General features: G+C 36.6%; 15 protein-coding genes. 10 read left to right on the forward strand and 5 right to left on the reverse strand.

The features are described from left to right. Positions 1-7 precede the first annotated feature (7 nt). On the reverse strand, positions 8-3055 hold the full coding sequence (gene fdnG, locus GTK47_RS02885) for a formate dehydrogenase-N subunit alpha (RefSeq protein ID WP_165122077.1): 3048 nt from the start codon (positions 3053-3055) through the stop codon (positions 8-10). Positions 3056-3798: 743 nt separating this feature from the next. Here fdnG and vgrG point away from each other — a divergent pair. The 9 genes from vgrG (at position 3799) to GTK47_RS02930 (ending at position 15537) form a co-directional block, all read left to right on the forward strand. Further along, complete coding sequence (gene vgrG, locus GTK47_RS02890; RefSeq protein WP_165122078.1) at positions 3799-6519, forward strand: type VI secretion system tip protein VgrG; 2721 nt, start codon at positions 3799-3801, stop codon at positions 6517-6519. Between the two features lie 13 nt (positions 6520-6532). Next, complete coding sequence (locus GTK47_RS02895; RefSeq protein ID WP_165122079.1) at positions 6533-8335, forward strand: phospholipase D-like domain-containing protein; 1803 nt, start codon at positions 6533-6535, stop codon at positions 8333-8335. Between the two features lie 74 nt (positions 8336-8409). Then, positions 8410-9255 (forward strand): DUF6396 domain-containing protein, encoded by an 846-nt coding sequence (locus GTK47_RS02900; RefSeq protein ID WP_165122080.1) that lies wholly within the window; start codon positions 8410-8412, stop codon positions 9253-9255. Between the two features lie 2 nt (positions 9256-9257). Then, positions 9258-10214, forward strand: a complete 957-nt coding sequence (locus tag GTK47_RS02905) for a DUF6396 domain-containing protein (protein WP_241256060.1) — start codon at positions 9258-9260, stop codon at positions 10212-10214. 2 nt (positions 10215-10216) lie between these two features. Further along, complete coding sequence (locus GTK47_RS02910; RefSeq protein WP_206535876.1) at positions 10217-11179, forward strand: DUF6396 domain-containing protein; 963 nt, start codon at positions 10217-10219, stop codon at positions 11177-11179. Between the two features lie 50 nt (positions 11180-11229). Next, the gene (locus GTK47_RS02915; RefSeq protein WP_165122081.1) at positions 11230-11490 is read left to right on the forward strand and encodes a PAAR domain-containing protein; all 261 of its coding nucleotides are present in this window, start codon (positions 11230-11232) and stop codon (positions 11488-11490) included. After that, positions 11491-12633, forward strand: a complete 1143-nt coding sequence (locus tag GTK47_RS02920; RefSeq protein ID WP_165122082.1) for a hypothetical protein — start codon at positions 11491-11493, stop codon at positions 12631-12633. Positions 12634-12735: 102 nt separating this feature from the next. After that, positions 12736-13452, forward strand: coding sequence for a hypothetical protein (locus GTK47_RS02925; protein ID WP_165122083.1), 717 nt, complete (start codon positions 12736-12738; stop codon positions 13450-13452). A 102-nt stretch (positions 13453-13554) separates the two neighbouring features. Continuing rightward, positions 13555-15537: an acyltransferase family protein gene (locus GTK47_RS02930; protein ID WP_165122084.1), complete on the forward strand. Its 1983-nt coding sequence runs from the start codon at positions 13555-13557 to the stop codon at positions 15535-15537. An 81-nt stretch (positions 15538-15618) separates the two neighbouring features. On the opposite strand, the gene GTK47_RS02935 is transcribed toward GTK47_RS02930, so the two are convergent. Genes GTK47_RS02935 through GTK47_RS02945 form a run of 3 tightly spaced genes read right to left on the reverse strand, consistent with a single transcriptional unit; the run spans position 15619 to position 18449 of the window. Next, the gene (locus GTK47_RS02935) at positions 15619-16332 is read right to left on the reverse strand and encodes an MgtC/SapB family protein (protein ID WP_088494251.1); all 714 of its coding nucleotides are present in this window, start codon (positions 16330-16332) and stop codon (positions 15619-15621) included. Between the two features lie 34 nt (positions 16333-16366). Further along, the gene (locus GTK47_RS02940) at positions 16367-17614 is read right to left on the reverse strand and encodes an MFS transporter (protein ID WP_109401643.1); all 1248 of its coding nucleotides are present in this window, start codon (positions 17612-17614) and stop codon (positions 16367-16369) included. 13 nt (positions 17615-17627) lie between these two features. Beyond that, positions 17628-18449 carry an MBL fold metallo-hydrolase gene (locus tag GTK47_RS02945; protein WP_006534465.1) on the reverse strand — a complete coding sequence of 274 codons (822 nt, stop codon included), beginning with the start codon at positions 18447-18449 and terminating at the stop codon, positions 17628-17630. Positions 18450-18794: 345 nt separating this feature from the next. On the opposite strand from GTK47_RS02945, the gene GTK47_RS02950 reads away from it, so the two are divergent. Further along, positions 18795-21002, forward strand: coding sequence for an extracellular solute-binding protein (locus GTK47_RS02950; RefSeq protein ID WP_165122085.1), 2208 nt, complete (start codon positions 18795-18797; stop codon positions 21000-21002). Between the two features lie 56 nt (positions 21003-21058). Here GTK47_RS02950 and ytfE read toward each other — a convergent pair whose 3' ends face one another. Beyond that, positions 21059-21721, reverse strand: a complete 663-nt coding sequence (ytfE, locus tag GTK47_RS02955; protein ID WP_088494256.1) for an iron-sulfur cluster repair protein YtfE — start codon at positions 21719-21721, stop codon at positions 21059-21061.

A 21721-nucleotide genomic window follows, 5' to 3' on the forward strand; every position in this document is an offset into this window, starting at 1 on the left:
TTTCCCCTTATGCCTTTTCGATATTGACTAAAAACGCCTTATATTCAGGTGTGAATGAGTTCGCATCACCCACAGATGGCGTTAATGTATTGGCAAGGAAACCTTTACGAGTTGCTCCCTCAAAGCCCCAGTGACACGGAATACCGATGGTATCAACGACTTTGCCATTGATCGTTAGTGGTCTAATACGCTTAGTTACTACGGCTTTGGCTTTGATATAGCCACGTTTCGCGCTGACTTTAACTTCATCACCTTGAACAATGCCTTTGCGTGAAGCGAGTTGCTCCCCAATCTCAATAAATTGATCGGGTTGTGCAATAGCATTAATTAGTGAGTGTTTTGTCCAGTGACGGAACAACTCAGTAATTGAGTAGGTTGTTGCCACATAAGGGAATTCATCTGCTTTACCTAAATGTTCAGCATCGTAGCTGTATAAGCGAGCAACAGGGTTACGAGAAACTTTCGGGTGCAGAATATTATCTTCTGTTGGCGATTCAAACGGTTCGTAGAATTCAGGGAATGGGCCATCAGCCATTTTATCGACAGCAAACAAGCGTCCCATCCCTTCGGGTTGCATAATGAACGGGCCTACACCGCTATTAGGTGCGGCATTACTATAATCAGGTACATCAGGGCCAACCCATTGATTACCATTCCATTTGATAAGCTGACGTTTTTCATCCCAAGGTTGGCCTTGTGGATCAACTGATGCGCGGTTATATAACACACGACGGTTTTGAGGCCACGCAAAAGCCCAACCTGGTGTACAACCTAGTCCAGATGGGTCGGCGTTATCACGGTTCGCCATTTGGTTGCCTTTTTCAGTCCAGCAACCAGAATAAACCCAACAGAAACTCGCAGTTGAACCATCTGATTTCAGTTGATGAAAACCATCAAGCTGTTGTCCTTTTTTAAACAACAATTTGCCTGTTTCATCAAAGATATCTTGCATGGCTTGCCCATTCGCTTCTTTCGCCACTTCTTCGGGTTGTGGATCGTAAGGGTCAACGTAGTTCCAAGAGAGGTTCATTACAGGTTCAGGGCAAACACCGCCTTCTTCACGATAAAGCTCGCGCAGACGCATTAATAAATGCCCTAAAATTTTACCATCGTGCCATGCTTGTGCTGGTGGTTTTGCGCCAGCCCAGTGCCATTGTAGCCAGCGACCTGAGTTTGCAATCGAGCCATTTTCTTCAGCAAAACATGATGAAGGTAAACGGAAAATTTCAGTTTGAATATCTTTTGGTGAGACTTCATTCATCTCGCCGTGGTTTTGCCAGAAATTAGAAGATTCAGTCACTAATGGATCAATGACAACCATATATTTCAGCTTGGCTAATGCGGCACTACATTTATTCTTGTCGGCAAAAGCGGCTAATGGGTTAAAGCCTTGAACGATATAACCATTCATTTTGCCATCAATCATTAATTGGGTTTGTGCCATGATGTCATAGCTTTTATCCCATTTTGGTAACCAGTGATAACCCCACTCATTTTGTGCTGTTGCATGTTCACCCCAGAAGCTTTTTAGCAAGCTAATAAAGAAATCAGGGGTTCTTTTCCAATAGTTAACTTGGTCTGCAACCACGGCTTTTGGTGTGACTTGGGATAAATAAGTTTCTAATGATGTCTGTTTTTCATTAGGAAGAGGCATATAACCTGGTAGGTTTAATGATAATAAGCCCAGATCACTATAACCTTGAATATTTGAGTGCCCACGTAACGCATTCACACCACCACCCGGCATACCCACGTTACCTAATAATAACTGGATCATACCTGCTGCACGGATAGTTTGAGCACCACCAGTATGGTGTGTCCAACCGAGGGCATACAAAATAGTCGAGGTTCTGTCTTTTACACTGGTAGACGCAAGCGCTTCACAGATATAGGTGAAATCTTCTAAAGGTGTACCACAAAGTGTAGTAACAATTTCAGGGGTATAACGTGAAACGTGTTGTTTTAAAAGATTCCACACACAACGAGGATGTTGCAGTGAGTTATCTCTTAATGCCAAACCATTCTCATCAAGTTCATAGTGCCATGAGGTTTTATCATAGCTTTGATTTTCTTTATCAAACCCACTGAACAGGCCTTCATCAAAGCTAAAATCTTTACGCACAATTAAAGAAGCATTGGTATAGGCTTTCACATATTCGTGCTGAATTTTATTGTGTTCAATAAGGTAATGAATAACACCTAATAAGAATGCGGTATCAGAGCCGGCACGAATAGGAGAGTAAAGGTCGGCAACGGCAGCACTACGGTTAAAACGGGGATCGACAACGATAACCTTCGCATTGTTCTTAATTTTAGCTTCGATAACCCATTTAAAACCGACAGGGTGTGCTTCAGCAGGGTTACCGCCCATGATCAGCACAACGTTAGCGTTTTTAATATCAACCCAGTTATTGGTCATTGCACCACGACCAAAGGTTGGCGCTAATGCTGCAACGGTTGGCGCATGGCAAAGTCTTGCCTGACAATCGATAGCTATCATGCCTAATGAACGAGAAAATTTATTATCTAAAATCCCGGTTTCATTACTGGCAGCAGAAGAACAAAGCATTCCAGTGGTAAGCCAGCGGTTAACTTCTTGCCCTTTTTCATTATGGGTAACAAAGTTTTCATCACGGTCTTTTTTCATCAGACGGGCGATTTTATCAATCGCTTCATTCCATGAAATGCGCTCCCACTTATCAGAGCCAGGTCTACGATATTCAGGATATTTCAGGCGATTTTCACTGTGGATATAATCGACAAGCCCAGCACCTTTCGGGCATAAAGAGCCACGGCTAACAGGATGATCAGGATCGCCTTCAATGTGATAAATACTTTTATCGACATTCTTTGCACCATCCCCAAGGCTATACATCAAAATACCGCAACCCACAGAGCAATAAGTACAGTTATTACGGGTTTCAACTGAACGTAATAATTTATATTGGCGAGCGTTCGCAATAGATACTTCAGGTGCTAAGCCGAGTAATGCAGCAGATGTTCCTGCCATACCGCCAGCACAGATCTTAAAGAAAGATCTACGACTGATTTGCATCAGTGTCTCCTTGATAAATTGATAAATAACATCCGTACCGGGCGTTTAAAAAACGTCCAGTAAAGATACGATTTCATTTTTCAATCATTCAAGACAGACCTGAGTATCGTTTTGTGAACTCAATGTGATGAACTACTACTTAAAATGACAGGGAAATTATAACGAGTAAAAAAAATAAATCCATAGTAACAATATGGATAAATAATTGTATAAAAAATAACAAGATGAGATGAAATTACCGAATATCTATAACCTTTGATTTTTTTATGTACAGATTATCTGAAATGGGATTTTTATATAAAAAATAAGGTACTTCTAATGTGGATTAATTGGCTATTTTATTTTGCACCTTTATTGACTAAATAATAACTAAAATTAAATATTTTTTGTTTTAGCTATCTTTATTTGAGCTTCTAAATAAAAACACATATACGGCATCGCTTTCTCACTAAGAATAATTACTTAAAATAAATTTACTTATTTTAAGTGTAATTAATAAGGTGATATTACCGTTTGTTACTAATTTAATGATTATTTTTCAATGTTATTTATTTGGTTTTTAATTTAACTAATTGATATTATTAAATTGATATTAATTTCACCTTTGAGTGGTAACGATAAGGACATTTATTTTTAAGAAAAATGACATTGATTAATTTAAATACTAATATTAAATTTAATTAAACAAAATTGGCGCGATATTAGAAAGACTTTTATTATTGAGCTTTATAAAGGGAATATTTATGAGCGTAATAGATATAGCAAAAGTAAATTTATCACATAATCGCTATCAGCTAGCCATAAAAGGCAATAATATTCCTATGGATGTGGAGTATTTTTTTGGCGATGAAGCAATTAGTGAAATTTACTCTTATCATGTTACTTTTACTTGCCAAGAACATGATTTACAGCCCTTAAATTTATTACGCAAAAGTACAACGCTTACTTTTTTACCTCCTCTTAACATAGACATTAGCACACTAACTCAATCACCTTTTTCCAAACGTATTCATGGTGTAATAACAGACTTTCAGCGTTTATCAGGCTCTAAAGACGAAGCGCGATATCAGTTAATTATTCAGCCTCGGTTTTCTTTATTACGCCATCAAATTAGAACACATCGCTTTTTTATTAACCTTTCAATACCAGACGTTATTAAAAAAATTCTTGAAGAACATGGTTTTGAAAACTGGGAATATGAATTTACTCTTAAGCATGAATATCCTAAGCGTGAGCAAATAAATCAAATTAACGAAAGCGACTTACAATTTATTGAGCGCTTATTAAGCGAGATAGGTGTTTTTTATACTTTTCGGCTTCACGAAGAAACGCAAACGGAAGTGATTCATTTTGGGGATAGACAAAGCCAATATCAATTTGAAAAACAACTTCCTCTTAATAGTCCATCAGGGATGAGTGATAGTGGTGTTGAAAGTGTTTGGGGATTATCTTTACGCCATCAAGTGGTTGAACACAGCGTAATAACCAAAGACTACAACCCTCGTTTATCACAAGATACGTTACTTTCTGCTGTTAGTGATATGACAAGAGGCGAAGGTGATGGGAGTAACTATGGTGATGTCTATCATTATCGTGCGCGTCATTTAACGCGAGGGGATAAGCTTATTCCTGAAGCTGAAACTGCCAACTTTTGGGCGCGTTTAGATCATGAACGTTTTTTATCGCAACAGACACAATTAAAAGGTAAAAGCAATGCATCAGATTTATCACCATTACTGGTATTAAATATTAAAGATAATCAACAACCTTCAACACTTCCTCTGATATTTCAATCATCTATTTTATTAACTCAACTGCATTTTGCTGGTGGGCGTGATAAAGCCTTACAAGTCTCTTTTGATGCAGTGCCTTACAGTGAAACTCTGTGTTGGCGTCCCAAACTCAAACCTCGTCCTGTGATTGCGGGCACTTTGATGGCTCGGGTATCAAGTGTGAAAGACAATGATATTTATGCCCATCAAAACGAGGATGGATATTATTGGGTTTGCTTCGATGCTGACCGTGATAATCATGAAAAGAAAACAGGCTATGAAAGTATGCCCGTTCGTTTGGCGAAACCTTATGCTGGTGATACCTATGGAATACATTTCCCTTTAATTCAAGGCACTGAAGTTGCCATTGCTTTTCATGAAGGTGATCCCGATCGTCCTTATATTGCCCATGCATTACACGACTCTCGTCATCCTGATCATATTACTGATAAAAATAACACTCGAAATATTATTCGCACGCCAACAAATAATAAATTGCGAATGGAAGATAAACGGGGTGAAGAACACATTAAATTAAGCACTGAATATGGTGGCAAAACACAACTTAATTTAGGACATCTTGTTAATAAAGGGCGTGAAAAACGAGGTGATGGTTTTGAGCTACGTACAGATAGTTGGGGCGCAATCCGTGCAGGTAAAGGATTGTTTATTAGTACAGATTTGCGGGCTAAAGCTTCATCAGAGCAACTTGATATTCGTGAAGCACAGCAGCAATTAGAAGATGCGTTACATTTAGTTTCGTCCTTAAAAGAAGTAGCTGAAATTGCTAAAGCGGAATTAGCCGATCTTGCGGCACAGCAAAAATTATTAAGCCAGTCGATTGATGAAATGAAGCAAGCGGCGATGGTATTAAGCTCACCTATGGGGATTGCACTTACATCACCCAAAACGGTGCAATTAAGCAGTAATGAAAATATTACGATATCAGCACAAAGGCAGACAGATATTTCTGTTGGTAAAAAAATTACTTTAGCAGCAGGTGAGGTGATTAGCTTATTTGCCCAACGAATGGGCATTAAGGCTTTTGCGGCACAAGGGAAAGTCGAGTTACAAGCGCAAGGGGATGAGATGCATTTATCTTCCTTAAAAGATATGACTGTGACAAGTCACGCAGGCAAAACCATTATTGCGGCAAAAGAAGAGTTATTATTGACCTGCGGTGGTGCATTTATTCGTTTAAAAGGTGGGCAAATTGAATACGGTAGCCCGGGTAATCAAACCGTTAAAGCGAGTAATTGGATTGTTGATGGCCCCGACCGTATGGATATTAATCACCCTAATTTTCCTCAATCTATACCCAAACAATCCCTTCGTTTCCAATTAAGTTCTTCACCATTAAGCCCAACTAAAGTCCGTGCATTCGAGCCTTATACGCTCTATGCCAATGGTGCGTTATTAACCAAAGGGCTAACGGATAAAAACGGTAATATTTTTATTGAACATGAAATTACCACTGAAAAATACCGTATTGAATTAATTGATGGCGAATGTTTTGACATCAATATCGTTAATGATGGGGAAGAGCGTGAGCAAGATGAAATTGCAAAACAAGGGTTTAGAACCCTATCACCATCTTCACAAATGCTAAATAAGCAATATGCGGGCAGCACACATCAAAATATATTTCATCAATTACTCAATGAACTCCGATCAGGGAAGAGTAAAAAATAATTAAGGTGATGATATGACAACAGAGACAACCCTACTAAAAACTCCACAAATTTTTAATTTGGTGCCTTCTCAAGGTGCTTGCTCTGTTATTACAAATGAATGGTTTATTCGCGACGGATATTCCCCTATGGCTGCAGGATTTGCGCCTCTTATTAATGGTGAAAGAACATTTAAAGCATTAGCCAATGCGATTAAGGGAGCCAATAAAAGTATTAATATTGCTATATGGGGATTTCAAGCCTCAATGTATTTTACCCGAGTAGGAACAGAAAAGGGTTCTGAACGAATTGGAGAACTACTGAAAGATGCAGCCGAACGTGGGGTAACTGTGCGACTTTTAGTCTGGTTTAGTGAGCTAGGAAACCGATTTGATCCTCAATTTCCTGGTTGGGACGCATACAGTACAACTCGCACGGATAAAAATATTTTTGGTGAGTATGTTGATGGTTATGGCGCACAAGGAAAACGAGTTTCTTATGAAACTAAAAAAGATTATGAATATGATAAAAAGTGGCATTTTGACGTCAAACACCAAAATATAGGTTTAGATAAAAAAACAGGTCAGAAAAAACTATTTGTTGCATGTCGAGCTTTTAATTGGGGAGACGATAGAGCATCAGCCCAAGCCCAATTAAAAGAAAATTCGTTTAAAACATCAGGAATACATGAGTTTTTACTTTCTAATTTCCCTACGCATCACCAAAAGTTCGTGATCATTGACTATGAAGAACCAAAAGATGCTGTTGGCTTTATTATGGGACACAATATGGTCTCAGGCTATTGGGATAATGATGCACATAATGGTGTGCATAAAGAAACTTATATAGGGCGAGATGGGGATAGACCGTGGCAAGATATTTCATCGTGTGTTTGTGGCGGTGTACTTGCAGATCTTTATCATAGTTTTGAGGAAGCATGGGCAAAAGATGTTAGTACTGATTATGAATTAAGCCAAGGTTTATCTATTACTGCAGAAGACCATAAATTGAATTTGGCACGAATGGAAGCACTGAATAAAAAATTAGAATTAGACAGTCAGTTTCCATTACAACCAACTATGGGACAAATTTGTCGTACACAACCACAGCAAAAAAAATTTGAAGTTGAAGAAGTTTATAATAATGCTGTAGCTTTAGCGCGAAATTATATTTATATGGAAAACCAATATTTTCGTTATCCCCCTTTGGCTAAGAAACTAAAAAAAGCGGTTGAAGAAAGGCGAAAGGCTGGCTGTAAAGATACCCTTTATTTATTTGTGGTTACCAATACGACAGCCCTTAAAGAAATGAAAGTGGGAAGTTTTAACACTTACCAAATGCTAAATGAATTAGAACGACCCGATTTAGCGCCTAATTTCCATAGAAAAAGTAAAGGTCTTTCTAAGGAAGCTGAAGTAAAAGAAAAAAAAATAGAAGGGTTAGAAACAGTGATTTGTACATTGGTTTCACCCAATCCAGATATAACACAAAAATCTCTTTGGCAACCGACCTATGTTCATAGCAAAGTCTTAATGGTAGATGATGTTTTTATGACAATAGGCTCAAGTAATATTAATTATCGTAGTATGCGATTTGATAGTGAATTAAATATTAATTTACAAGATAGCGATTCAGTCGGATTTATTAAATCAATGCGGGAGTTTTTATGGAGGCTTCATTCTGGAGAAGTTAAAGGTGATATTAAGGATATATTTGAGTCTTGGGTAAGTATAATTGGTATTAACAGAGCTAATGAGATAGCTAAACCACCCAAAAAACCAATTTGCTCACTAATTCAATTTTTAGATGAGAATAAATCATGGTCAAAGAAAGAATAATAAAAAATTATCAGTTTATTATAATCATTATCTTAAATTTATTACTTATTTCCGGTTGTGGAGCGAAAAATAAAATGCATGATAACCTTAAAAATTTCCAATTTACTTGCCTCCATGAAGCGGATGTTTTTCCGCCATTAGATCCCGAAGCGGATAAATGGTTTAAACAAGGCGTGCAACTAAGCCGACAAGATAATCCCGATCTAAAACGTATTGCTCAACTTTATCGCCGAGCTGCAGCAAAAGATCACTATATAGCGATGGGTAATTTACAGGTAATGATTTCCGAAGGCGATGCCGAGCCGGTCGCAGGTAAATTACCACAAGAGGAAGTGATTGATTTAGTGGAACGTTTAATCAACATGAAAATTCCCTTTGGCTACTACATTATGGGGACCTATTTACAAGAAGGATATGGTGTTGAGCAAGATGAAAATGCCGCATTTAGCTATATGTTAAAAGCCGCCATTATGGGTAATCCTGAAGGACAATATGCAATTGGGCAAAAATTTATAGATGGGCGTACAGAACTTTATCGTTTAGATTTAGGGCGAGCAATGTTAGCTTGTGCTTCAGATCAAGGTTTTACTAAGGCTTCATATCAGTTAGCTACGTTATATAAAGCACAAGATAGCAATTATTCATTAGCACTCTCTTATTATCAACATGCTGTTAAATATGGAGATTCACAAAGTGCTTTTCAATTATTCAGAGGGTTTCAAAGTAATAATCCTAATAATTGGGATTATTTAGGACAGCAAGATGATACGGAACGTGTCAGGCGCTACCAACTAATTAGGGAGGAATTAAGTAAAAACCCTCACGCCAAATTCCCTGATATCGATAAAATTGTTCCCTTACCTCCTGCACCTTTACCGGAATGGGATGGCACCTTTGAATATAAAAAACAGGTGCAATAATCATGAAGAGTAATGGGCTAAATATAAACAGGACGCAGAAGAGAATAAATAAAATTATCATCGCTAATGTGGTCTTTTTATTTAGCCTTTTATTATTTGGTTGCCAGTCTGTTCATCAGAACCTTAAAAATTTCCAATTTACTTGCCTTCATGAAGCGGATATTTTCCCACCATTAGATCCTGAAGCGGATAAATGGTTTAAACAAGCCGTACAATTAAGCCGACAAGATAATCCCGATTTAAAACGTATTGCTCAACTCTATCGCCAAGCCGCGGAAAAAGATCACTATATAGCGATGGGTAATTTACAGGTAATGATTTCCGAAGGCGATGCAGAGCCAGTTGCAGGTAAATTACCACAAGAGGAAGTGATTGATTTAGTAGAACGTTTAATCAACATGGAGATCCCTTTTGGTTACTACATTATGGGGACCTATTTACAAGAAGGCTATGGTGTTGAGCAAGATGAAAATGCGGCATTTAGTTATATATTAAAAGCTGCCGTGATGGGTAATCCTGAAGGACAATATGTGATTGGGCAAAAATTTATGAATGGGCAAGTACCTGAGCTTTATCGTTTAGATTTAGGACGAATGATGCTTACTTGTGCTTCTAAACAGGGTTTTAGTCAGGCATCTCATCGATTAGGAATGAATTATTGGATTGTTGATGAAAATTATTCACAAGCATTATTTTATTTTCAGGAAGCAGTGAAACAAGGCTATTCATTAGCTGCTTTTCAATTATCTGAAGCATTTAAAACAGAAACTACTAGTAGTTCTGATTATCTAGGAGTGAAAAGAGACCTCGAACGAGTTAGGCGCTATGACTTAATTAATGATGAAATAGATAGAAATCCTCGCGCTAAATTCCCTGATATCAATAAAATTGTTCCTTTACCTCCTGCCCCTTTACCGGAATGGGATGGCACTTTTGAATATAAAAAACAGGCGCAATAATCATGAAGAGTAACGGGCTAAATATAAACGGGACACCGAAGATAATAAATAAAATTATCATCTCTAGCATTGTGTTTTTATTTGGTTTTTTATTATTTGGCTGCCAGTCTGTTCATCAGAACCTTAAAAATTTCCAATTTACTTGCCTCCATGAATCGGATGTCTTCCCGCCATTAGATCCTGAAGCCGATAAATGGTTTAAACAAGCTGTGCAACTGGATCGACAAGATAATCCCGATTTAAAACGTATTACTCAACTCTATCGTCAAGCCGCGGCAAAAGATCACTATAAAGCTATAGGCAACTTGCAACTGATGGTGTCAATTGGTAAGGCTGAGCCTATTGCAGGTAAATTACCACAAGAAGAAGTGATTGATTTAGTAGAACGTTTAATCAACATGGAGATCCCTTTTGGTTACTACATTATGGGGACCTATTTACAAGAAGGCTATGGAGTCGAACAAGATGAAAGTGCCGCATTTAGCTATATGTTAAAGGCTGCCGTGATGGGTAACCCTGAGGGGCAATATGCGATTGGGGATAAATTTATGGATGCCCAAGTACCTGAGCTTTATCGTTTAGATTTAGGGCGAGCAATGCTAGATTGCGCTTCCAAGCAAGGGTTTAGTAAAGCCTCTTTTGAATTAGGACTACATTATGTGGCCGCTGAAAATAATTATGCCAAAGCTTTATATTATTTACAGGAAGGTGCTAAACAAGGGCATACATTAAGTGCGTTTCAATTATCACAATCCTTTAATACAGAAGACATAAATAATCGTTTTGACTATTTAGGACAAAAAATTGATTTAGAACGTGTCAGACGCTATAAATTAATTAGTAAAGAAATAGATAATAATCCCCGCGCCAAATTCCCTGATATCGATAAAATTGTTCCTCTACCTCCTGCGCCTTTACCGGAATGGGATGGCACCTTTGAATATAAAAGACAGGCTCAGAAATAAGTAAAAATATGTTGTTTGATTAGTGTTTGATTATTATTGAGGATAAACATATGCGAGCATTTATACGATTAGGCGATAAAACATCACATGGTGGTGAAGTTATTTCGGCATCAGGTTCGGTTGTGTATGGTAAGGCAGTGGCTTTAGTCGGTGATAAAGTTAATTGCCCTAAAACAGGGCACGGTATAAATGCTATCTTGCCGGGTAAGACCAGAATAACGATGGTTGGTAGAGACGTTGCATTAGATGGATTTATCACTGAATGTGGTTGTCGGTTAATTTCAAGTCTATCCTCTGCGGGAGAAAAATAGATGATAAGCTGGAATGTACCCAAAATAGAGTATCCCGAAGAGCCTAAAATGCCCAATATTTTATTATGGATATTAATCTGTGGTATTGTCGCATGTAGTGGTTTTTTTATCGGAATTTCTTTATCTACAAATGGCTATTTAGATCCATCTTGGGACAATATTAAACTTATTCTTCTATTCTCTATTATTCCAATGTTCTTTGTGGTACTTATTCGGTTACTTGTTCATTTTATTGTTTTATTTAAATATCAGTCTAGCTGTGAAGAGTTAAATTATTGTTTTTATCAATGGAGAGTTTGGGCAGAGAAACATATTATTTTACTGACATCATCAAGGGTTTCAGAAGTTGATGAACAAAATAAAAATATTATTCTTTCTAAATTAACACCGAATAAAAACAATCAATTACTGCCTAAATTTCTTAAATCGCGCTCTTTATGGGAAAAAAGTGAAGAAATCACTAAAGCATTATTAACGCCTATATCCAAATTTTACCAAGAACATCATCTCTCAACTCCTATTAAGATCCTTTGGCATGTAAATACGGAAAATAAAGAGGCTATTGAAATAGATTGGGCTCAAGTTATTCAAGAACAAGTCGCCAATTTAGCGTTCAATGTTGCTAAAGTTGAACCATTACCTCAAACACATCTAATGAAATGGCTATCCACTTTATATGATGGGGCGCTAACTGATGAACTCTATATCGTTTTATCTATTCAGTTTGATGAGAATAATGTCAGTGAAGAGGCATGTTGTTTATTATTATCTTCTCCTTCATTTCCAGAATTAAAAGAGATATCAAGATATAGTAAATTACTTCGCCCAATTGTATGTGATATAGGTTCTTTATCAGAAGCTTTAGAGGCACAATCTAAATTTCAGCTTAATGGTAAGAATGCACAAGCATTATGGTGTTGCCATTTAAATGATAAGAATAAAGAAGAAGTCATCATTAATTTTATTAAGCAGAATACAGATTTCTCCTTAGAGAGAATTTTTGATACAGAAATGATATTAGGTAATGCAGGTACGGCACGATATGCCATGGCGATTTCTTTATCATCACTTGATTTACCTAATCGGCTTTTAGTTTCTCAGTTAGGGAGTAAACTTTATCTTCAGCGGATCAGTCCAAAGTAATCGTGGCGCTATTTGTTCAGACGTTCGGAAGGGCTTTTGCTATCTTAATGGCTAAATGGTAATAATAAATAATGAGAGTTTAAAGACTTTAAGAGGGGCGGAGTGAGTTATTCTTTCTTAACACAAGCAACACTCAAAAAACTGGTAACTGGCGAAATTTGGCAACAGCAAATTAATGATGAAAGTATTATTGATGTCAGCTTAAATGCAGGGCAATTAATAATTTCTCAGCCTGAAGTTGAGGAAAGCTTTATTCCTTTTAGTCAGAAACTAATAGCTTATTGTGAACAGCTTGCGCTTAAATATCCATTTATTGCGTTTACTCAGCAACAAGAATTTCATTCCACATTATTAACGATTTTTAATCAACAAAATGAGCAATTTAAACTACAACGGCCCGTATTATTATCGTGGTGTCATGAGATTGCAAAAATCTTTAATCAAATAAAAAGTATCGAGATTTTATTTAATGACGTTGTACTCACATCCAATGGCAGTTTGATATTAACGGGTATCTCAGAGGAATTAACACTTTTTAGGCAGCAGATTTATCAGCAAATCCCAATTAAGAGTTCACTTCATAAAGACATTATTCATATCACACTTGGGCGATTAGGTGAAAATACGTCATCAACAAAAATAAAGCAGCTTTATGATGAGTTAGAGCGAAACCGATCATCATTAATGCATCATGCTATTAATACCCCAATCATTATCCGACATCCCAAATTTGTGGTAAGCAAAGGTTCACTTTCATCTGAAGTACAATTGGGTTTAACGATGGAATTTAATCAGTTATGGCCATTTAGGTGTTATTAACATTAAATATTAAATGGTGATCCATCTTTTTGTGACTAAAGTGATATAGCTAATTAGTATATAATCCAACGATTCTTTTTATTCGGATTATGTGTTTGAATTATGAATGTAAAATATCGTGCTGATATCGATGGTTTAAGAGCGGTCGCTGTTATTCTGGTTATCCTGTTCCATTTGGATAATCGCTTAATTCCTTCGGGATTTATTGGTGTCGATATTTTCTTTGTGATCTCTGGTTTTTTGATCTCGTTGATAATTAAAACTTCATTGTCACAAGGTAATTTTTCATTTCGTGATTTTTATAATCGTCGATTATGGCGATTACAACCACTTTATCTTGTTGTACTAATTTCAGTTCTAGTGATATCTGGACTTTTTTATCTACCTAGTGATTATTTAGATATTACGAATAGCGAGAAATATGCCTCAGCCTTTCTCTCTAATAAATATTTTGCGAGAGCAACAACCAGCTATGCAGCGCAAGATGCACTATTTTTACCGTTATTGCATACGTGGTCTTTAGCGATAGAGTGGCAATGGTATCTTTTCTTGCCTTTTGCGCTTTATTTTCTACACAAAATTAATGTAAAAGAAAGAGTTAATCATTTTTATCCGGTGGTATTAGTCACTGTTATTTCATTTGTTCTGGTGTTTTATTACCAGAAAGACCAACCGAAAAATTATTACTATTTTAGTACGCGGATCTTTGAATTTATGTTGGGAGCTTGTGTTGCCTACTTCCCAACAAAGATAAAACCTAATCGAAGAATAAATGATGTTATTAGCTTAATTGCGCTAGGTGTTATTGTTTGGGTTGCATTTCAAAACGATATTATTGCAGGTTATCCGAATCTTAATACGTTGTATGTTTGTCTTGGTGCTGCGCTAATTATTTATACTGGACAACATGGAAGTATTATTGAAAAAATACTCTCGTTAAAGCCAATCGTGATCGTTGGGTTATTATCTTATTCTCTCTATTTATGGCATTGGCCATTATTTGCTGTTGCACGCTATGTTGGTGTGTTTAATACAGAATTGCAAAAGGGATCACTGTTAGCATTAACCTTATTGCTATCAATTAGCTCTTATTTTCTGATTGAAAAACCGTTTAGAAGAAAGCGTTTAGCCTTTAAATATTCCATCACTCTCTTGTTAATTGTTCCTATTTTATTCGCTTTGGGGCTAAATGCATTGAATGAAAAATATCAAGGTATTGGAGCAAGGCTTGGGCAAAATTACGTTAATTTAGAAGCAAAATTGAATCAGTTTGATTATCCCAATCGAACTAAATGTATGAATTTCGAAGCCTCTGATCCAGATAAAATGTGTCATATTGGTGAAGTAGGAAGCCAGAAAAAAGCCTTTTTATTTGGTGATTCTCATGCAAATCATTATTGGGGCTTTATGGATATTTTAGGTAAAGACGCCAAAATAGATGTATATGCACAAGCAACTTCATCGTGTATTACGCTTCCTAATATTTATCTTTATGACTGGTCTAATCATAAAAATACAGTTTATCAACGTTGTTACGATCAAACGGCGAAATATTATCAACTTATCAGGAATGGTCACTTCGATTATGTAATATTTGGGCAAGTTTGGAATAACTACGCGTCAAATCATGTCATTAATAAGATAGGTGATGTTAGAACCGTTGAAGAGTCTCGCAAACGCGTTGAGAAAGCGATGCGTGAAGCGCTTGATATAATTATTGCCACAGGGGCTAAGCCTGTTTTTATTAAAACAGTTAATTCTATGCCAAGTGGTTTTATGACCTGTTTTTATGAAAATGCAAAATTAAGAAAGGATTTTGCAGATAATAATTGTAACCCCAAAAACTATAAAGGTGAGGGAAATACATGGATGAATCAGTTATTTGTTAAGTTAAAAAAGGACTATCCAACCTTAATTATCATCGACCCTAAAGATGTGCAGTGTGATAAAAATATCTGTCTAACCGATATAGAAGGTGTGCCAGTATATCGTGATGTAGGACATATTACAGACTATGCTTCAACCATCTTTGGCATGATGTATTTAGAGCGTTTTGGTAATCCGTTAGTCGTGAAAAATCCTTAATAAGACAATTAATCGATCATCAAAATAATAAAAAAGTGCGCAGTTATCTAAGGTAGTGCGCACTTTTTACTTTTGAATATATTAATGATCTAAAGAAACAGAATGAACATGTTCAAGCTGTTTTAATGAGCAATAAAATTCGGGTAAGGTAATTTTTTGTCGGACTAACAGTTTCAAATTCACTTCAACACGCTCTTTTTTAATATCGCGAATAGTCAGATTTTCAATCACATCTTTATGGCTTTTTAAATACTCAATTAAAAGAGGAACACCGCTCTCATGGGTAAATAACATGCGTACTTTAATCTTACCTAAGCGTTGGTTTTTCATCTGAAATAGCACCACTTGTGGGCTAAGTTGAATAGCCATAAAAAAGAGAACAGTCACAATCATGGCATGCCAATAAAAACCTGAACCACAAGCAATACCAACCCCTGCTGAAGCCCATACTATGGCTGCGGTTGTCAGGCCTGAAATGGCATCATCACGTCGATGCAATATAACGCCAGCGCCAAGAAAGCCGACACCACTGATAATTTGTGCTGCTAATCTCATGGGATCACTACGAATATTGTCTGAAATATTGGCGTAATATTCCGCAGATTGAATAGAGACAATAGTTAATAAACAACTGGCAACGGCAATAATGACACAGGTTTTAAAACCGACAGGTTTTCCCTTTGATTCACGCTCTAAGCCAATAAGGCCGCCCAAAATAAAGGCGGCCAGTAATTTAGCGATACTTGATAGTGATAAAGGGCCAATGCTGCCAACAAACTGAATTAATGCGTCCATGGTTTGCTCCTAACGTTGGCCTATTATTCTAAGACTAAGGAGTTACTGTGCCTTCTGGTACTTTCTTATCTTCGTTATTTTTCTTTTTACTCACATCATCTTTAAAGAAGAAGATAAAGAATAGGGTTACAACGGCAGCAACGATTGCTGGGTATATCCAGAATGTTGACCACTGTGGTAATGCAGCATCACCTGTTTCTGTTACGGTTGAATTAAAGATTTGACCACAAATAGTGGAAGCAAATAATAGGCCGAAACCATTAGAGACAATAAAGCGTAGGCCTTGTGCTTGAGCACGAATTTCCGGTTTGGCTTTGCGGTCAACATAGATATCACCAGCAGTAAAGAAGAAGTCCCAACATAATCCCTGTAGCATTAATCCGATAACGATAAAGTAAAACTCTGTATTTACCGCAGCATAAGAGAAGAATATTGAGCGAATGATCCAGCTAACAGCACCTAAAAGTAATGTAATTTTGAAGCCAAACTTCATTAAGAAGAATGACAATACAAACATAAACAGAACTTCGCAGGCTATACCTATTTGCATAATAGACGCTGCATTATTAAAACCTAATGCTTTAATAAAAACAGGAATATAAGCGGAGTACGCTGTTTTAGGGATCATTAAAACAAAGATACTAAACATTAAGATAGCGAAATAACGATCTTTAAATAATGAAAGCGCATCTAAACATAAAATATCACGAGTAGAGAATGGCTTACCTTTCGCTTTTGGTGGCGTGTTAGGTAAAGTAAAGCAGTAGAAACCAAGTAAAACACCTACAGCAGAGGCGATATACCAAGTCATCGTACTACCAGAGAAGCCCATTTCACCTAATATAAATCCGATAGCCATAAAACCAAACGTACCGAATACACGAATAATAGGGAAATATTTCACGCCATTAATATGGGAGAAACTAATACTATTTGAAAGCGCAGTTGTTGGATAAAACAATAATCCAATAATGAAAATTAAGAATAAAGTCATGCCACTGTTTTGTGCTTCAATAAATTGAGGAACACAAATAATGACTGCGGCATTAATTAAATGAAGGATACCCATGACTTTTTGTGAAGCAAAGAATCGGTCAGCCACCATCCCAATAAATAATGGGGAGATTATTGTAGCGACACCTAATAAAGCGTAGGCATTACCAATAATGCTTGCCATACCATAGCTACTTAATACCAGCCCCATAGTCATATTCCACGCACCTTGCATGAAATATTGCACAAACATCATTATCAGTAAGCGAGAGGTTATTTTCATATCCATCATCGTTCTCCTCTTAATTTGTTTCTAATGTTAATCCGTCGTACGCAACGCGGATATTATGAGGAGCACAAACAGCTTCTAATTCGTGATGAAGCAATTTGCCGCTATGTGAAATATGTGAAACGGCAATTTGTGTATCTTGATGTAAACAACCTTGCTGTTGCAGTTTTTCTTTCGCTGCAAATACCGTTTCTAGGCTCATATGATTATCGGTACGATCTTTACCATTGAGTCCATAAGTACATTCAAAAACAACGATATCAAGTGGTTTATTTTCTAACCATTTCCATGTTAATTCAGGGAACCAACCAGAATCATGTCCATAGAAAATAACCTTGCCATCTTTCTCAATATGATAAACATAGCAAAGTTCCCATTTCGCATGATTAGCGAGTAATGGTGTAATTTTATAGCCATTTCTTTCGACAGTAACAAAAGGAATTAAGCAATGAAAAGCAAAACGCTCTTTGCTATAACCAGGTAAAACTTCGATGCAACCATTAATCGCGCGATCATTACCAAAAATATGAAGAGGATGGTTAATTTCAAAACCATAACCTTCCATTCGGCTAAACAGATCGCCAACATTGAAATGATCCGGATGAGTGTGAGTGAATAGAAGGCTTTCAAAATTGGTAGCATCCATTCCATCACGCATTAATTGGTAACTAAATGTAGGTGATACGTCGATTAACATAATGTCATCGACAATGGCAGAAGAGTGAGTTCTGATATCTTTCCCACCAAGTTCTCTTGCTTTCAGGCAGTGTTCACAACGGCAGAAGGGATTGGGTATGCCTTCTGAGGCAGCCGTCCCTAAAAAATGAAGTTTCATAAGAAATCCCCTTATCCTATTGTTTTATTATGATTTTATTAATTATCTGGTGTTGGCTATCTATAAATCATAGATTAATTTGAACGTTCCAATAATAAAATGATGAAGATCATTTGCCAATAAATGAAGATCAGATCAGTGATCGTATTCAAATTAAATTTCTTATCATATTGATTAATATTGATATATATTTTAATTGATATTGATAATCATTTATTTGTGATAAGTAACAAACGCTTGTTTTATAAACAAATTAAAAATGGAACGTTCAAATCAATTAACAGTAGTCGCGATAAATAATTCAGGTATGCTAGTGAAAGCAGAAATTGAGATGGAAAAAGGTCAATGGCAACGATTAAAGATATTGCAAAACTAGCAGGTGTCTCTCATGGAACAGTTTCTAACGTATTGAATAAACGTGGGAATGTGAGCGTTGAGAAAATTGAAGCTGTGTATCAAGCTGCCAAAAAAATGGGCTATCAATTAAATACGCAGGCTCAACTGTTAAGAACCAATAAAAGCCATAAAATTGCCATACTTCTACCTCAATTAGTTTCTGAAAAATACGCCGTTTTCTTTAATTCCTTAAGACAGTCTATTGCTCATTTTCCTGAGGTTACTTACGATCTTTTTTTAACCGATGATCTTGAAACCACCGAATTAGAGGCATTACAGAAAATTGCAGCGGGTGGCTATAAACAAGTGATCACCGTTAGCTGTCTTAAAGATGCAAATATCTATTTTGACACGTTAAAATTACCGCCTTCTCAAGTTGCATTTGTTTATCGTGAACCATTAAATACTCAACGATATTTCACTCTCGATTTTGCTCAAGCCGCAGAAGCTATTTGCCAACAGATTGCAAAAACCACAGGTAAATTAGTGGGCATTTTTATGGGGAGTAGCGACTATTTAAATAATCAAAACTTTGCTAATGAATTACAAAATCGACTTTTAAAGCAGGCACCCAATAAAAAAAATGTGGTGCTTTGTGCGTCAGATGAAGAGAGTTATAAAATTGCGTTTGATTTCTTTTCTATGGAGCAAATCCCAGACATATTTATTGCTCAAGATATAGAGAAAGCAGGTTATTTAACACAAGCCAGTTATTTCGGTAGCCATAATGATTGCCCTCCTATTTTTGCATTGAGCGACAATATTCCACCTGTATTAAAAGGGTTGTATTACTTTCCAATGAATTACGCTCAACTTGGATTAGAAGTCATGGAGGCATTAATGCAAGAAGAGGATGAAAGTGAAATAACTGAAAAGAATGTGACTTGTGTGCGTAATCAAAGCGATCATCTTTATACATTAACGCCGGCAGTTGTCAGTGAGGATAAAGCGGATATCAGTCTTAATTTACTGATTTTACCTAGCCCTTCAACCAGTGCATTAAAAAAACTACTACCTCATTTTTATCGCCAAACAGGCATTAAAGTTAATTTAGCAATACATCCATACGATGAAGTTTATCAAATATTAAGTCAGCTACATTTACATCCATATTATGATTTATTACGTATTGATATGGCTTGTTTTCCTTGGTTTGCGGAACGAATATTACAGCCATTAGATAAAATCGGTAACGGATTAACAGATTTATTAAATAATTTTTCACTGCCTACTCAGCAGAAATTTAGTTTAGTGAATAATGTTGCTTATGCCATGCCTTTTGATGCCAGTGCGCAACTCCTATTTTATCGAAAAGATTTGTTTGAAGATCCTATTCTAAAAAGAATGTATTACGAAAAAACAGGTAATGAGTTAACCGTACCGACAACATTTGAAGAATACGATAATGTGACGCAGTTTTTTACTGAACAACATGAGGAAGGGCAATTAAGTCGCCCAATGGGAGCTTCAACAACATTGGGTAGTGCAGGGCTGATCGCAACAGAGTATCTATTACGTTATTACGCAAAAGGTGGATGTTTAATAGGAAGTCATAATATTCCTAGACTAGAAATGCCTTTAGCTGGTGAAATATTAGAAGAATATTTAAAACAGTTGTCGATCACTGAGAATATTCATAATAAGTGGTGGAGTGAGTCGGTTAGACAATTTGAGCAAGGGCATCTTGCTATGCTTATCGCTTATATGAATTTATTTAACGATGTTGCTCATAGCAATATTTTACCTAAAACAGGTTTTGCACCTGTACCGGGAAGTATTCCGCAATTAGGTGGTGGCGTATTAGGGGTTTCACGTTATAGCCAAAAATCACAATATGCAGAGCAATTTTATCGTTGGCTTTATTCTCCAATGGTTATGGATCACCTTATTTTATTAGGTGGAAACAGTAATCATCAAAATTTCAGCCATAACCAAGAAATTAGCCATCGTTATCCGTGGATGACATTGGCTTATCAAGAAATTAATAAGGGAATACGGGAATCATCAGTACCAAATGGCAAATTATTTAATTTACGCCAAGCCGAAATTATTATCGGACAAGGTATTACTAATGTTGTTAATAATATTATGACGATAGATGAGACTATCGAATATATAAATCAACGTTTGTTAATAGATACTCAAGGTGAGCGGTAGATTTTTCTGGTCACTATAAAATAGCAGGGGATGATGAAATCCCCTGTATTACACTATTACTCACCCGCCAATGCTCTTGGAAATAATAAGTTGTTCTCTAAGCTAATATGATTCATTAAATCATCGATAAACTCATTAATACCATTATAAAGTACTCGCCATGTGGTGCAGGCTTCAGGTGGTGGTGTGACGTTTTTGGTAATAAATTTAATCACTTCAACAATTTCACCCGCATCATCATGTTCGTGTTCCATAACACTAATGGGTGCTCCGGCTTGGCTTCCTAATCCATTTTTTATCATAGGAAAAAGAATACGTTCTTCTTTCATCATATGGCTTGTCAGCTCATCTAATAATAGCGTTAATTGACGAGATAGCCCTTTAGGAACAGTCGGTTTTGCTTCATGAACCCGCTCTACTTTTTCTGCTTGTAGAATAAGCTCCGGTAATTGTGCTCTGTGTTTGTCATGATAACGAACAATAATAAAATCAATAATTTCACTCAATGGAGCTTGTCGCCAATCTTTTTCTAATGGCTGTTCTGAAAGGGCAATTAATTTACTTTCAATTTCATCAATATTGAGACCTGCTTTCTCTGCAGATTTGCTTAATGTTCTTTTTCCACCGCAGCAAAAGTCGAGGTTATATTGACGGAATATGGCGCTGGCGCCAGAAATAGATAGGGCCAGTTGGCCTAGTGGTTGATCTCGTAAGTTCAT

Source organism: Proteus sp. ZN5 (assembly GCF_011046025.1).
Taxonomy (GTDB): domain Bacteria; phylum Pseudomonadota; class Gammaproteobacteria; order Enterobacterales; family Enterobacteriaceae; genus Proteus.

What these genes read in the sequence shown, in the direction of transcription:
- fdnG (WP_165122077.1), bottom strand. Translation starts at nt 3,055, where the DNA reads ATGCAAATCAGTCGTAGATCTTTCTTTAAGATCTGTGCTGGCGGTATG.
- vgrG (WP_165122078.1), top strand. Translation starts at nt 3,799, where the DNA reads ATGAGCGTAATAGATATAGCAAAAGTAAATTTATCACATAATCGCTAT.
- GTK47_RS02895 (WP_165122079.1), top strand. Translation starts at nt 6,533, where the DNA reads ATGACAACAGAGACAACCCTACTAAAAACTCCACAAATTTTTAATTTG.
- GTK47_RS02900 (WP_165122080.1), top strand. Translation starts at nt 8,410, where the DNA reads ATGCATGATAACCTTAAAAATTTCCAATTTACTTGCCTCCATGAAGCG.
- GTK47_RS02905 (WP_241256060.1), top strand. Translation starts at nt 9,258, where the DNA reads ATGAAGAGTAATGGGCTAAATATAAACAGGACGCAGAAGAGAATAAAT.
- GTK47_RS02910 (WP_206535876.1), top strand. Translation starts at nt 10,217, where the DNA reads ATGAAGAGTAACGGGCTAAATATAAACGGGACACCGAAGATAATAAAT.
- GTK47_RS02915 (WP_165122081.1), top strand. Translation starts at nt 11,230, where the DNA reads ATGCGAGCATTTATACGATTAGGCGATAAAACATCACATGGTGGTGAA.
- GTK47_RS02920 (WP_165122082.1), top strand. Translation starts at nt 11,491, where the DNA reads ATGATAAGCTGGAATGTACCCAAAATAGAGTATCCCGAAGAGCCTAAA.
- GTK47_RS02930 (WP_165122084.1), top strand. Translation starts at nt 13,555, where the DNA reads ATGAATGTAAAATATCGTGCTGATATCGATGGTTTAAGAGCGGTCGCT.
- GTK47_RS02935 (WP_088494251.1), bottom strand. Translation starts at nt 16,332, where the DNA reads ATGGACGCATTAATTCAGTTTGTTGGCAGCATTGGCCCTTTATCACTA.
- GTK47_RS02940 (WP_109401643.1), bottom strand. Translation starts at nt 17,614, where the DNA reads ATGGATATGAAAATAACCTCTCGCTTACTGATAATGATGTTTGTGCAA.
- GTK47_RS02945 (WP_006534465.1), bottom strand. Translation starts at nt 18,449, where the DNA reads ATGAAACTTCATTTTTTAGGGACGGCTGCCTCAGAAGGCATACCCAAT.
- GTK47_RS02950 (WP_165122085.1), top strand. Translation starts at nt 18,795, where the DNA reads ATGGCAACGATTAAAGATATTGCAAAACTAGCAGGTGTCTCTCATGGA.
- ytfE (WP_088494256.1), bottom strand. Translation starts at nt 21,721, where the DNA reads ATGAACTTACGAGATCAACCACTAGGCCAACTGGCCCTATCTATTTCT.